The sequence below is a fragment of the Haladaptatus ordinarius genome, from assembly GCF_054177595.1.
Genome location: NZ_JBPEHH010000101.1, coordinates 1 through 13345 on the forward strand (window position 1 = coordinate 1; position 13345 = coordinate 13345).

Genomic DNA, 13345 nt, shown 5'->3' on the forward strand with positions numbered 1-13345 from the left:
GATACCTTCTCGACTCTCCGCAGCGTTCGTAGGGTTCTTCGTCTCGCTTTCGGTGTCCTTCCGGTGTGAGACCGAGCTTTTGCTGCCGCCGTTATCGAGAGAGTGGACAACTAGCGAGTGTCAGTCGAGACCGATGGGGAGGTCTCGTGAGAAAAGTGAACGAGACGTCGGTGAGCACAGCTCACCGGAAGGCAGCACGCGGCGAGCGGGGCGTGCCGTCACGAACACCAGAAATGGTAGATCATTGGCAACGACCAACATGATTAATGGTTTCGTAGAACACCTTAGAGAACGTATGTCAGACGTTCCACCGAACATTCAGCCACCGACACCCCAGGAAATCCGCGAGAAAGCAGCCAAACACCACATCGATCTCACTGACGAGGAAGTCGAAGACTTCCGCACAGCGATTCCCGAGACGCTCAAAGCCTACGAACGCCTCGACGAACTCGTTGAGTCCCGCCCGAATCCAAAGTACACCGACCGTGAACCAGGATATCAGCCAAGTGACGAGGAAGACCCATTAAATGCGTTTGTGACGAAATGCGAGGTCCGCGGCGCCGATTCAGGGCCACTCTTCGATTACGAAATCGGAGTGAAGGACAACGTCGCAGTTGCTGGTATCGAGATGACGTGCGGTTCGAAGCTCTTTGCTGGCTATGTTCCTTCGTGGGATGCCACAATCGTCACACGTCTCCTTGACGCCGGCGGCACCATCACGGGAAAAATGAACATGGAAGACATGGCGTTCTCGGGGAGCGGTGAATTGTCGGCGACGGGGCCCGTGTTGAATCCTCGTAACCCGGAGTATATCGCTGGTGGCTCTTCGAGCGGATCGATAGCAGCAGTCGTTAACGGCGACGTGGATGTGGCCATTGGCGGTGATCAGGGCGGGTCGATCCGTATCCCAGCAGCGTGGAGCGGCGGCGTCGGCCACAAACCGACGCACGGCCTCGTTCCCTACACGGGCATCGCAGGCCTTGGTCGCTCATTCGATCATGTTGGACCGATGGCCACCACTGTCGAAGACTGTGCTCGTGTCCTCGATGTAATCGCTGGCGACGATTCACTAGACCCGCGGCAAGGGAATGTCCCAACTGACGAATACACTGAAGCACTCTCGAACGACCCCGAAGACCTGACGATTGGTGTCGTCGAAGAAGGGTTCGGCCATGAACAGAGCGAGCCAGGAGTGGACGAGACGGTTCGCGACGCGCTGGATCACTTCGTCGATGCCGGTGTCGAAGTGACTGACGTCTCGATCCCGATGCACAATGACGGCTTGGCGATTTGGAACGGTATCGTTATTGAGGAGACGACGGCCACCGTCAACGGCGAGGGCATCGGACACTTTGGCGATGGATACTATGATACGCAATTCATGGACGCCTTCGGCAAGGCACGCCGAGTGCAGGCCGATGACTACCTCACGACGCTCAAGTTGACGCTCGTACTGGGTCAATATCTCGCCGATGAGTACCGTAGTCACTACTATGCGAAAGCGCAAAATCTTAGCCAGGCGTTGGCTCACGAATATGACGATGCACTCGCCGAAGTTGACGTATTGGCGATGCCAACCACCCCACAAACCGCCCACCGACAGGACGACGACTTGAGTCGCCTCGAGGTTATCGACCGTGCGCTCAACATGCTCTCTAACACGGCACCGTTCGATGTTACGGGCCATCCGGCGCTCTCTGTTCCCTGTGGAAAGTCCGATGGCCTCCCTGTCGGTCTTATGTTCGTTGGTGAGCGATTCGACGATGATACCGTTCTCCACGTCGGCCACACATTCGAACAACAACATGACTGGGAGGTGTTCTGATAGGAATCAGTGAGTGGTGTGAGGTAGTTTATTAACACTGTCACCGAATCGAGACTATCCGTCGTCGTCTTAGAATATTACACAACCAAGCACGCGAGCTTTCCCGGGCGGGTCGAGTGGCCAGTAGAGTTAGTCTGTCGCCGTGAGGGGAGTTCCGAGCACCGACGGTGCGCAGAAACCGACCGACGAACCCGCTGGCGGTCCGAGAGAGCGAACGACGGTTCGGCCGAATAGGACGGCGAGCGGGCGTACAGAATCGACACACCAGCCACCCAGTGAATCACAACCCCGACAAACTACACGGGGTGGGACTGAAAGTGGTCGGGCGCTCGATGAGCGAGCCGACACAAGCACCGCAACCGAGCGAGGAGCGCAGCGAGGCGCGGCCGTCGAGCGTGCGGGGGCTTGCGAAGGTATTGACATCCGAGAACTACTCATTGTGGTTGCATTGCTGCGAATCCGTATCGTCCCCGCAGTCCTGTATACCAACCGCTACCCTCAGACAACGGATTTCATCAGAACTGGATTGGCCCAAATCCGCTTCTCTCTACTGAATCCCCATTCCTGCTTCTCATCGGTCGATTGAGAATCGTCCATTACGAAACCAATGATACCGATTCATTCATCTGTAAAGTTTCAAGACGCCCCCTGATCATGACTCAGTAGATACCCGCTCATGCCTCGCATCGACGAAATCGATAGACGGACTGATGTTGTCTTCCTTCTCTTTCTCTACGCGGAGACTGTGGCGGGCGTGACGAAATTCCAGAAACTCCTCTTTCTCATCGAGCAGGAAACCGAGTTCTTCGAAGCGTACGAAGACAGCGTTGCGTTCGAGTTTGCCCCCTACAAGATGGGCCCGTTTTCGGAACACGTCTACGAGGAATTGGAGTTTCTTCTCTCACTCGAAGCGATCGAAAGCGAGTCGCTAGATGCCACCACTCCCGAACTCATTGACTCAGATTTCACCGAGAAGCGATTCAGCATCACAGCAAAGGGACGCAAGATCGCAGCAGAGTTAGAGACACAGCTTGAAGCAGAGTACCGTACCGAGCTACAAACCCTTGTTGAGAAATACAATGCGCTCTCACTTCCAGAATTGATCGAATACGTCTATACCGAGTATCCGAGCTATGCAGCAGAGTCGGAAATTTTAGATGAGTTGGCAATAGAGATACCGCCGTTCCAATGAGCCAGTAATGAGCAAAACAAACAGCACCCCCTTGTCTGCGGTATATACCCAAAAGTGGGAAGAGTCACTCGATCAGTCTGACTCGTACTACGTCCCTGAGAAATACCAACTCGGCATTGTTGCTGACTATCTCACCACACACGACGTCACCTACACGACAGAAGGGGAGGTGTTCTGCTATCCGATCGATGTCCTCGGCGTCAAACGCAACTCGACGATCGCGATCGAACTGAAATCACGGAACACCAATCGAGGAATCGAACAAGCACAACGGAATTCGGACTTCGTCGATTATTCGTTTCTCTCAGTGTGGGACTCACGTGTGACTGAACAGTTGCTCAACCGAGTGATGCCTTTAGATATTGGACTGATCGGGATCGGTGAGGCCGTCCATGTGTACTCTTCCCCCCGAAAAACGGACAAACTGTTATGTAGCCGAGAAAATGTTATTAACGTAGTGACGGACGATGTTCGAAGCGACCCTTCGATATAACTCAAATAGCGACAAACATCCGGTTGCCACTGCTGGTGAGTATCTTGATTCGTTGCTGATCCCCGGCAAAATGCTGGCTGCCAACAATAAGGCCCTCCCGAATGATCTCCGGAAATGGTCTGACCAGTCCAATCTTGACTATTACATTCAGCCGACACTAGCAGATTTTCGTGTTGGGAGCAATTTCCGTGACGAGAATGGAAGAGTCCGCAGATGGCATTTGAAATATGCACAGGAGATCGGACCGTCACTTGAGGAGCTGCTAGCTACCCAAGACAATGTGAGTGCTGCCGACCTCCCCGAGAACACTGTTCGTGAATTGACAGCATCGGCAGTCGAATTTCAGGAAACGTTTGTCCCAAACCAATTGGAAGAACAGACTAGCAAGTACGATGTCCTCGATGACCCAGCGAGCTATGCTCCCAAGGCCGTTGTACCCTGGTTCCAGAAGATCCGATCCAAGCGAGATATCGAGGTGAACGGCTGGATTTTGGACGCTACGACCCGATCAGCCAATACCTCACTCAAGCCCTGTCTCTTCCTGACGACCCGCATGCTTCGTGATGACGACGTGATCGATCAGCTCCTCACGCTCCTCTCTGACCACGCAATCGAACAGTGTTTCATCTGGATTGAAAATGTAGACAAGCGAGAAACCGGCGAGCCCGTCTACAGGAATATCGCCGCATTCGTGAAAACCGTGAGTGACGCTGGTGTTTCACCACACTTCTTCTACGGTGATTATTTCGCAACGATGTTGGCACATCTCGGGTTGAAGGGAACAACATATGGGACGATGTATGGCGAAGAAGGAACTGAACGACGGGAGCGTCGCGGTGGTGCTGGGGTTAGTAATCGCTACTACGTCGATGGTGTCAAGGACTTTCTCAAAATCCCTGCAGCTGTCGACATCCAGCAATCCCTCGGTGCGAACATGTGTCCATGCGATGTCTGCTCCCGTCAGTTCGAAACGTGGACCGATCTCGCCGATCGGTTCCAAAACAACGATGAGAACATCCAAGCCCTCCTGAAGAAACATCACATCCAAGTTCGCTGGGAGCAGATCAGGCAGGTCGAATCCGAATCGCTCTCGGAGACACTCATGCAGGTCAAGTCTGATCACGGGAAATATATCATCCCCTTCTCCGCATCCAATCAGATCGCAGATTCAAAGAAACTTGACTACCTCTTCCGATGGAAGGGGGCAATTGAGGCAGTAAGTTCCCGAGCAGATGGGTAAATTCTCCCATCTGGGATTCAACCTCAGCAACCCCTAGATGCGGTTTCATATCCGAGTGAGACGCAACCGAACGCGTGCCTGGTGCTGGCATCGAGAGCAGGTACCCAGACCGGTCGCACGCCCGAACTGGTTAGTCGCAAGCGATGCGGAAGGCGGCATGTGGCGAGCGGGGCGTGCCGTCGAGAACATCTGTCTTCCCAGGTTTCCCGTGTACTGAATCAGCATCTCCCCTGGTGGATCGAAAGGGCAAGGCTGTCTCGGTCGTCCCCGACCCCGTAAGCACCGTAGGAACGAGGAGCGCAGCGTGGGTCGCGGGATGCCGAACGGCCGAGGGTTTTCTATGAATCTTACTCATCAGTTTGTCTGCAGTGTCGTCGATTGCGTCTGAACCTTCGATGGAAGTCACGCTCTGGGATTTTGCTTTGAGTCATATCCGTATCGTCCGGTGATCAGCTGCCGTATTTGCATACTTTGTCTGTTGGCGACGGTCTTAACGCCTATTCGTCCCACAGCGTCGTGATCCGCTGTTCAATCTCGTCAAGGATGAGAGTTAGGACATCGCGATGATCGGTTGGCCACGACGCATCCTCGCCAAGCGTTGGAGCGGTGGGGGGTGGGTGAAAATGCTCTCGCGAATTGTGCGGGTTCCGATGGCGATCCCAGCGACACTCCCAGGCGCTGTCAGCGTGCACTTCTCGATAGTGGATTTTGAAGTCGTCGTTCGTGTACCACCGGATAGCGAGCGTCGCCTCATCCACCAACACTGGATAATACGGTTGGGCGAATGTAACGCGAAGTTCGAGATGGCCATTCGTATCAGTGATGACTGCCTGTTCGACTTGCTTCGTGGCGATGAGTCTCGTCTGTAGAAACTCGAGGATTGGTCGATCGATGGGGGCAGGACTGCTCCCATCGCCAGTTGGCGGCACCATCGCTATCCTGAAGCCTGTTCGTGGTCAGTGGCACCAGCACGTTGCTGGCGTGCTCGCTCGTAGCGTGTTCTATCTTGGCGAGCTGTCATCCAGTCGGCAAGATCACTGTACACGTCATCAATCGATCGATCAACGGTTGTCTCGACAACAGCGAGTACATCAACGTCTGCTGGGGACGCAACGTCATACTCGTCTTCGTAACTTTTGATCGTTGTCGTCAACGTACGCACGCGCTGTTGAAGCTCCTCAAGCGAATGGCGTGCCGCGAGCTGATTGATGCGTCGCCACTCGAAATAGGCGTCATTGCGTTCGTAGGTGACTGGATGCCCATCATGTTGAGTGACGATCCCGAGATCAGCGAACCACTGGAGGTATTTCCGGGCAGTCTTTGGGTCACAGTCAGTCCGATTTGCGATTGCACTCGCCGCTACTGGCTCGCGTATCTGGAGGATAGTTCCATAGATTTGCTGTTCGACGTCGTCGCCACTGAACGCGTCCTCAAAGGGAGGCGGCCCGTCGGTGGGTGAATCGGCCATATTGGCTATTAGAGTTTGTAGGATATAGTTCTTACTTCGAGGAACTATTTCCTTTCTCCTCGCGATTGCAATTCGTCATGGGTGTATCACGGCAGTACTCCGATCAGCAACTCTTGGTGATGAAAAACTGATCACTTCGCATGCCACTCAATCCCTATTCATGCCGCAGCGTTTCTCCTCTTGGGACGTACTATTTGCATTCTACTCATAGTACTCACACATGAAGCGTCGAATTAGGCTCACGGTGCACTCGATCGGTACAACCGTACTGCACCCTCGGTAACCCTTGATAGTTTTCTCATACGCTGCTGAATAGACAGCACTCTTGCGGTTGCAGCTGCCTCGGGAACGAATCTCCAGTTCCAGAGACGGAGGGTGAATCAGACATCTCAGAGGGATAAGGTCGGGTTTCGGGCCGTACCCTATCAATAACTATACCTCGACGCGTCAACTTCTCACGGACCATGCCGACTTCCAGAAACGAGGCCGAGTCTTCACGATCGCTAACAGGGGTGGCCGCCGAGCGCGGCTTGTTCGCCTTCGAAATGGTGTCGCTCAACGGGTTCTTCGAGCGATCGGACCGCCAGATTGACTGGCACCACGTGGACGACGAGTTCAACGCGTTCTCCGTCGAGCAATTGGACGAAATCGGGGTTCTCCTCTTCGGTCGTGTCACCTACGAGCTAATGGCGAACTACTGGCCGGAGGCTGACGACAACTCCGGCGTCGCAGAGCGCATGAACAACCTCCCCAAGGTCGTCGTCTCGACGACGCTGGAGGAGGTGGATTGGAACAACACAAGAGTCGTTTCGGCGAACGTCGTCGAGGAGGTTTCGGAGCTCAAACGCCAGCCCGGCGACGACCTCGCGATCTTCGGTAGTTCAAAGCTCACGGTTTCGATGCTCGAAGCGGGACTGGTCGACGAGCTCCGAATAATCGTGAACCCGATCCTGCTGGGCGATGGGCACTCGCTGTTCGCAGGACTGACCGACGATTTCGAATTGCGGCTGCTCGACACGAAGGCGTTCGGGAATGGAAACTTCCTGCATCGATACCGTCCAGTGTACGGCGGTGACGATCGCGAGCGTTGATCGTCGACGAAAAACGATAGTCCCCGTTCCGGGCTCTGTTGAAACTCTCAGTCGATGACAGATTCAGCGTGCGAGATACAGTTCAAGGGCACACCAACGCCCCGACTCGAGTGGGCGTAAGGAGAGCCCGGGACCGGCCCCGCCCGCCTTAGCAGATGGGGCCGGTCTAAGGTCGCGACGAAACCTCCTGCCACGCTTCCCCCGCCAGCGACGCCTATTTGCGCACCCCTCGCCTAGTTTATTCGGCCATGGCGATCAAGCAAATGGACAACGTCCTCATCGTGGTCGAGGACCTCGAAGCTGCGAAGGCGTTTTTCACGGAGCTCGGCATGCAGCTGGAGGGCGAGACGCGCGTCGAGGGAGAGTGGGCGGACCGCGTCGTGGGCCTCAAGAACGTCCAGAGCGACATCGCCATGATGCGGACCCCCGACGGCCACGACCACGTCGAGCTCTCGAAATTCATCACACCCGAGGCCACTCGCGACGGATCCAAGAAACCGGCGGTGAACACCCTGGGGATCCGTCGCATCATGTTCACCGTCGACGACATCGACGAAGTTCTCGACCGCCTCCGCTCCCACGGAGCCGAACTCGTGGGCGAAGTCGCCCAGTACGAAGACGTGTACCGCCTCTGCTTCGTGCGTGGCCCCGAAGGCATCATCGTCGGGTTGGCCGAGGAGCTTGACGGAGCCTAGCGGGTCGTCCCCACGCTCTTGGCGGTCACCGTTTTGAGCCCGGGCATCCCCGGGGATCAGGACCAGCCGGAAATAGGGCAATTTGTCGCCGGTCCCAATCGGGAATGACGTCTTTCCCGCGACGAGCCGTTCCGGAACCCGGGTTAGCCATTCCAGAATGGGGGTCTTCCGGCGGATTTAGGAACGCAGCCCCGTGGTCGTCACCCTCGAAGCGGCCGAGGGTGGGACCAGGCTGATCGTGCGCCAGGAGGGCACCCCCAAGCCAATCCCCGACGAGGACGCCGCTACGGGCAGAGGAATGGGCCTGGAGAACCTCGCCCGGTTAGTGGAGTTCCCGACGGCCAAATGCAGGCGGTCGCTGCCTGAGCCATGGTCTTCACGCCGCAGCGTCCGTAGCTGACCGCCAGCCAGCCATCCCTATCAAGAATCAACGGTTAGTCGCCACATGGCGGTAACTACGCACGCTTACCCTTTCGGTCTGTTCAACTCGACCAGTGTGAAACAAAAGCGGCGACTTGCTGAATATATCCTCTGTCTTCAGCAGAATCACCGGAACTCATCGCCGTATGAGGATTTCTACCAAGGATGAGATAAAGTATTCCTGTTTTTTCACCGAAATTCAAGGAGATCGTCTGTCGTGATCGCCTCGGCGTCGCGTTCGGCCGCACGCATTGCCGCATCATCGACGATTCCAACGATGTCCGCCGCGCTGCGATCCGCTGTCACTCATTCCCGCCGCTACCCCGTTATCAGGTACGGTGTGATTCGAGACTCTCGAATATCTTCTTCCCCCCTTCGTGTTGCGAGTTCCGACGGTGGGGCAACGCGATACGCGAGTTCGGTTCGGTGCTCATCGGACGGTGAGTCGTCACGAAGAATCGCGACTAACATTCTGTCAGACGAGCGCAAGAGGATGCCGTCCTCGGTGACTGACGATCGCAGTCCCTTCAATGACTGCTCAATGAGTTCTTGGGCTTCCGCTGGCTCGATTGTGAGTTGCACGGTGTCAAATTCTGGCCGATCGCGAGTCGTTGCTGTCATGCTTCGTTTTCATCGGGCTAAGTGTTTGTAAGCCCATCTCTCACCAATTCGTTGTGTGATCGTGAACGAGAAACTGGCGGCTGCCTTGCCGGTTGCTGTGGTCTTGGCCTGAACGTACTGTTGCTTTGGTGACTGAGTGATACGCCAGTAGTTATCGAGATAGACTATTTTACCTGCGGAAAGATTATCACACGTGAGGTCGAAGAAGTACTGATGACGGATTTATCGTCGGATTCAGGAAAAGGGACAGATCCGTCCTATGTCCAGCGGTGGAAGGAACAGACGACGGGCTTCGATCGAGTGCGATCAGTCGCGTTTGCACTCCAAGAGCCACGGACAGCAGGCTGGATCGCCGACGAAGCACACGTTTCGGAACCCACGACCCGAAACCATCTTACCCGACTCGTCGATCTCGGAGTTCTCGTCACAGACGACACGAGTGACGGACGAACCTATTATCCGGATCCGATTTACTCGCGATTGACCGCGCTCCGCGAGCTCGTGAACGAGAATTCAGCAGCCGAACTGGCTGAACAAGCCGCTGCCATACAGCGCGATATCGAAGTGTGGAAACACGAATACGAGGTCAATGACCCGTCTGGCCTCCGAGCAACCGTCGCTGGTGAAGAGCTTGCTGCTGAAGAAGCCCGTACTCGTCTCCGGCAAGCAGACGATTGGGCATCCGCGAAATATCACCTCTCCCTGCTCCGAGACGCGATCGACCATTACGACACCTATACTGCTCGCCCCTCTACCTCGGCATGACTGATTCGTCTAACTGGCCGATTCTAGCGACGCACCGTCGATCAGAACGAGACACAGGAGTGAGGGGATCACGCTTCCCGCTTCGGTCGGATGGTGGATCACCCAACCCGGATGAGGCAGCCGAGAAACGTCATCGCATCCTTCGAGCACTGCGAGAACAACTGGATCATCATCCAGCGATCACGAACGCACATGGCATTCCAGATGGGTACTACGCCGAAGTGCAAGCAGACGTCGATCCTCGGTATTTCGGACGGAGTGCCAATGATGCGACGCTTCGAGTGACGTGGCATCCGAACCCGACGTTTCCACCGAGAACTGGGCTCGAAGATCGCGAACGAACGTCACTGACCGCCAACTTTGCCTTTCATTACAGCGAGTCCTCGGGATTTGATTGCGGATGGCATCTCGAACCAAATCCGCATGTTAGCGGTCATCTCCATTTCCAAGAACGGGAATCCTCGGACGAAGACTACGTCTATGACGAGTTCACGCTTACCGCGACCTCGGTCGTTGGGGTGCTCTGGGAAGTATTGGACGCTCTCGAAGCCCGATTACGGGAGAAGGAGGGCCCGTAGAAGAGACGATTTTGTTGAAATCCTCATGTTCTGACGAATATCACATGCTCGTGGTCGAAGCCGTATTCGTCATAGAATGATCTTCCACCTCGTTGCCAGCCATACCACCGAGCCAGACAGACTCGTGACCAGCCGTCCGAAAGCCGTCGAACAATCTGGACTGGTGTGTTCACCTCAAAGTAAGTACCGTCCTTCCGAAGGTTGACCCAGAATGAGGACTGGCTCGCTTAGAGAAAGCGATTGACAATCGTCTCTATCCGCCCCTTGATTCCGCTCTCGCCCTGGACTGTTCCATCATGGTCGATGGTATGCTCAACCCCGTACTTCTCGACCAGCAGCTCCTGGGCGTCTGTATCGTACGCAACAGCAAAGTCATTCTGTTCGAGGCGCTCGATAACTGGCGTGAACTCGTCCGGTGGTTCCGCTTCCTGCTCGGTCGGCTCTGCATCCGTATTCGTTTCGCTTGCATTCTCGTCGGCGGGTGCTAACCGTGGCTCGGGAAATCCATACCGATGGACGTCGTTGTCTTCTACACCGTCGAATAACTCGTCTGCCTCGACGTTTTGCCATCCTTCCCAATAGCCGTTCAGATCAGAGCGGAACGAGACGATGACTAATTGTGTGTCCGCTGGATACGCCGGATTCGTGTCGGCAGTCGTCATCGGTCCGTCGCTGGTTGAAAATTCCCACTCCTCGATTGTCTGCTCTGGTGGTCTTGCAATGACAACCCCCACGTTTGGATCGTCGTCTTCGATGTCGATCACGCGATCTCCAATCGACAATCGTGTCATGCTGGAGTTACTCATACGATCGAGTAGCGACTGAGGCCCTATAAATCGATGGGCAGCATCGAGAACTGAACCGTGAACAGTTCGGTCGGCTCAATTGAATCCGCGAATATCTCTCGCATTCACGCTTCTATCGATTGTTCAATGTTGTGAACGCCAGCTATGAGCGCAATCTCGCGGAACTGACGAAACCAGTCACGCGCTCGCACGGCGGAGCCGTGTGAGCGCTTGAGTGAGGAATTCACGGTCTCAGTCATCGACCGTTGATGATAGCGCTCGTCGTCGATTCGTGCGTTGTGAGCGTGATCGTACGGTGCGAACACACGATGGTTGATGAGCGGTCGGACACCGACCGCTCGAAGGGCTTCGCGGAAGCTCATGTCGTCGTAGCCTTTCTTTCTGCGAGGAGAGAATCCCGCCGTGAACGGCGGGAGTGAATCCGACAACTCTTTCACAAACCACGCATCGACACTACGGATATTTAAGTAGTATCGGTTCATAATATGATGGACACCGAGGCGGTCACACCGCCCACTCAATTGCACAATATCGGGACTCCGAGACCCAGAACGTTCGAGACACCCTCTCGAACCGCTGTGGTGTCTCGGTCAGCAAGATAACTCCGAGTCCCATGCCGGGATAGGAGTAACGGCGGTGTGGCCCCGCCATCGGCCTATCATACCGACAGGTCGTCAACCAGCAAATATCCCAAACCAGCGGTGCGGTGCCGTGGGAAGCCTCGCCGTTTACGGCGAGGAGGAGGAGGTCACTTCTGGCTCGTTCTTCTACTCGCATAAGCGCTTTGTATCGTTTTAATCAACTCTATTTGAACACTGTACTGCTAAATAGTAAAATAGAGTACCAATAGTTAGTATAATATACTAACGAGCGTCTACCGTTGTTTTATACAATTCCCGTGAGAACACTGTGTGTCCGTCCGAAAGGGCGGACGAAAGAAATGGTCGACGGAACGCCAGCGAACGGTGTTTCCGTCGCGCTCATCACTACTGGAGCGACGATCGTCGCCAGTCAGCAGCAGGCTGGCTGGATACTCGTCGCTGTTGGATTGGTGATATCGCGAAGGAAACAGGGTGAGTGACTTGCAGTCCAACGCTGCACTCGCCCTTATGCCGCATTTATTTGTTCTGCAACGCCGACCAGCGCGTGGTCGACAGCGTGAGTATACAATGGAGAGGTTCATCAGTCTTTCCCAGTAGCGGATGCGCTTCGATTACAGCGGCACTCCCGAAGTGATAAAGAAAATGGTATCGAGCTGACTTAGAGGACGAAACCTCCGACCCACCAGACGAGTAGGAGGAGTCCGACCCATGTGAGTAACTGAATCATCACCACCAGACGGAGGTACAATGATTGTTGGCTTGCTGCCATGGTAGCAATAACCATGGCCGGCCATGTTAGTTATAGAGTTCTGGACATTAGAGAAGGAAAACACTACTTGTATACTCTTGGCCTACGCCGGCGGTGGCAGGTTTTGTGCATTCTCGTAATGGTGCTTCTCGCGGCATCAGCGTCAGCAGTCGAAGCGTGGGGAGGATGCTGGCTTCGTGGCACTTGAAAGTGATATTGACCAATCTGCGGCCTCCCCACTGGTGCATAGTGTGTGTGTGTGTGTGTGTGTGTGTGTACTACCAGTACTATGAAACCCTCTGCCGTATTTTATACTAAGGGTGTGGGAAATTTTCCACGCTCTTCGCGCATAGATTGTGTTGGGGGTACCGCGTGTGTTCCACTTCCGCTTAGAAACGGAAAGCGTCGGAAGACACCTGGTGTCGAATGCAGCCGAAAACTGAGTGCGATGCTGTCTGCATGATTCCTGAACGTCCACTCTCCATCGATCGTTGGTTCAGAAATATTTAGTTTCTGAGTGTTTAGTAATGCTATGTCTGATTACATCTGCTCTTCTGCTGGCTGTTGGATGTCGAGGATGAGCCCTGGGCTGATCACCAATCGCGAGAAAGATGAGAAAGGCCTCCTCACTATGTCGATCGACAAATCAGATACGTATCCGGGTCGACCATGCGGGAAGACCCTAGTGCATTGTCAACTATCAATTGTAGGATAAAGTCGGCGTAGTTTGATTCGTGCATCTTCGGATGTGAATCGCCAGTCAATGTCTGTTTCTTGGGCGTTCAGTGAATTTGTCCACGC

Annotated in this window: 13 protein-coding genes and 1 pseudogene; 9 read left to right on the forward strand and 5 right to left on the reverse strand. The window is 54.8% G+C overall.

Annotated elements, in window-relative coordinates:
- Positions 1 to 295 precede the first annotated feature (295 nt).
- The 4 genes from ACR3FF_RS22250 to ACR3FF_RS22265 all read left to right on the forward strand — a co-directional run bounded on the left by ACR3FF_RS22250 (position 296) and on the right by ACR3FF_RS22265 (position 4750).
- Entirely contained in the window at positions 296 to 1825 is a 1530-nt protein-coding gene (locus tag ACR3FF_RS22250) for an amidase (protein WP_458190339.1), read from the forward strand.
- Positions 1826 to 2501: 676 nt separating this feature from the next.
- Entirely contained in the window at positions 2502 to 3017 is a 516-nt protein-coding gene (locus ACR3FF_RS22255; protein ID WP_458190340.1) for a DUF4065 domain-containing protein, read from the forward strand.
- Positions 3018 to 3024: 7 nt separating this feature from the next.
- Positions 3025 to 3510 (forward strand): hypothetical protein, encoded by a 486-nt coding sequence (locus ACR3FF_RS22260; protein ID WP_458190341.1) that lies wholly within the window; start codon positions 3025 to 3027, stop codon positions 3508 to 3510.
- The gene (locus tag ACR3FF_RS22265; RefSeq protein WP_458190342.1) at positions 3485 to 4750 is read left to right on the forward strand and encodes a hypothetical protein; all 1266 of its coding nucleotides are present in this window, start codon (positions 3485 to 3487) and stop codon (positions 4748 to 4750) included. The genes ACR3FF_RS22260 and ACR3FF_RS22265 overlap by 26 nt, the downstream gene beginning before the upstream one ends.
- A gap of 497 nt (positions 4751 to 5247) precedes the next feature.
- Here ACR3FF_RS22265 and ACR3FF_RS22270 read toward each other — a convergent pair whose 3' ends face one another.
- Positions 5248 to 5682 (reverse strand): toxin-antitoxin system TumE family protein, encoded by a 435-nt coding sequence (locus tag ACR3FF_RS22270; protein WP_458190343.1) that lies wholly within the window; start codon positions 5680 to 5682, stop codon positions 5248 to 5250.
- A gap of 2 nt (positions 5683 to 5684) precedes the next feature.
- Positions 5685 to 6218 (reverse strand): DUF7342 family protein, encoded by a 534-nt coding sequence (locus ACR3FF_RS22275; protein ID WP_458190344.1) that lies wholly within the window; start codon positions 6216 to 6218, stop codon positions 5685 to 5687.
- Between the two features lie 464 nt (positions 6219 to 6682).
- Here ACR3FF_RS22275 and ACR3FF_RS22280 point away from each other — a divergent pair, with 464 nt between their 5' ends.
- Together ACR3FF_RS22280 and ACR3FF_RS22285 are read left to right on the forward strand one after the other, a co-directional pair.
- A complete protein-coding gene (locus ACR3FF_RS22280; RefSeq protein WP_458190345.1) occupies positions 6683 to 7309 on the forward strand; it encodes a dihydrofolate reductase family protein in 627 nt (208 codons plus the stop codon).
- Between the two features lie 248 nt (positions 7310 to 7557).
- A complete protein-coding gene (locus ACR3FF_RS22285) occupies positions 7558 to 8004 on the forward strand; it encodes a VOC family protein (protein ID WP_458190346.1) in 447 nt (148 codons plus the stop codon).
- A gap of 609 nt (positions 8005 to 8613) precedes the next feature.
- Here ACR3FF_RS22285 and ACR3FF_RS22290 read toward each other — a convergent pair.
- Positions 8614 to 8730, reverse strand: coding sequence for a hypothetical protein (locus tag ACR3FF_RS22290; RefSeq protein ID WP_458190347.1), 117 nt, complete (start codon positions 8728 to 8730; stop codon positions 8614 to 8616).
- A 528-nt stretch (positions 8731 to 9258) separates the two neighbouring features.
- On the opposite strand from ACR3FF_RS22290, the gene ACR3FF_RS22295 reads away from it, so the two are divergent.
- On the forward strand, positions 9259 to 9810 hold the full coding sequence (locus tag ACR3FF_RS22295; protein WP_458190348.1) for a DUF7342 family protein: 552 nt from the start codon (positions 9259 to 9261) through the stop codon (positions 9808 to 9810).
- 59 nt (positions 9811 to 9869) lie between these two features.
- Positions 9870 to 10388, forward strand: a complete 519-nt coding sequence (locus tag ACR3FF_RS22300) for a hypothetical protein (protein ID WP_458190349.1) — start codon at positions 9870 to 9872, stop codon at positions 10386 to 10388.
- 227 nt (positions 10389 to 10615) lie between these two features.
- Here the strand turns inward: ACR3FF_RS22300 and ACR3FF_RS22305 are convergent, their stop codons facing one another.
- Positions 10616 to 11194: a hypothetical protein gene (locus ACR3FF_RS22305; RefSeq protein ID WP_458190350.1), complete on the reverse strand. Its 579-nt coding sequence runs from the start codon at positions 11192 to 11194 to the stop codon at positions 10616 to 10618.
- 104 nt (positions 11195 to 11298) lie between these two features.
- Positions 11299 to 11571: pseudogene (locus ACR3FF_RS22310) on the reverse strand (transposase); the annotation flags it as partial.
- Between the two features lie 563 nt (positions 11572 to 12134).
- Here ACR3FF_RS22310 and ACR3FF_RS22315 point away from each other — a divergent pair.
- Positions 12135 to 12275: a hypothetical protein gene (locus tag ACR3FF_RS22315; RefSeq protein ID WP_458190351.1), complete on the forward strand. Its 141-nt coding sequence runs from the start codon at positions 12135 to 12137 to the stop codon at positions 12273 to 12275.
- The last annotated feature ends 1070 nt before the right edge of the window (positions 12276 to 13345 follow it).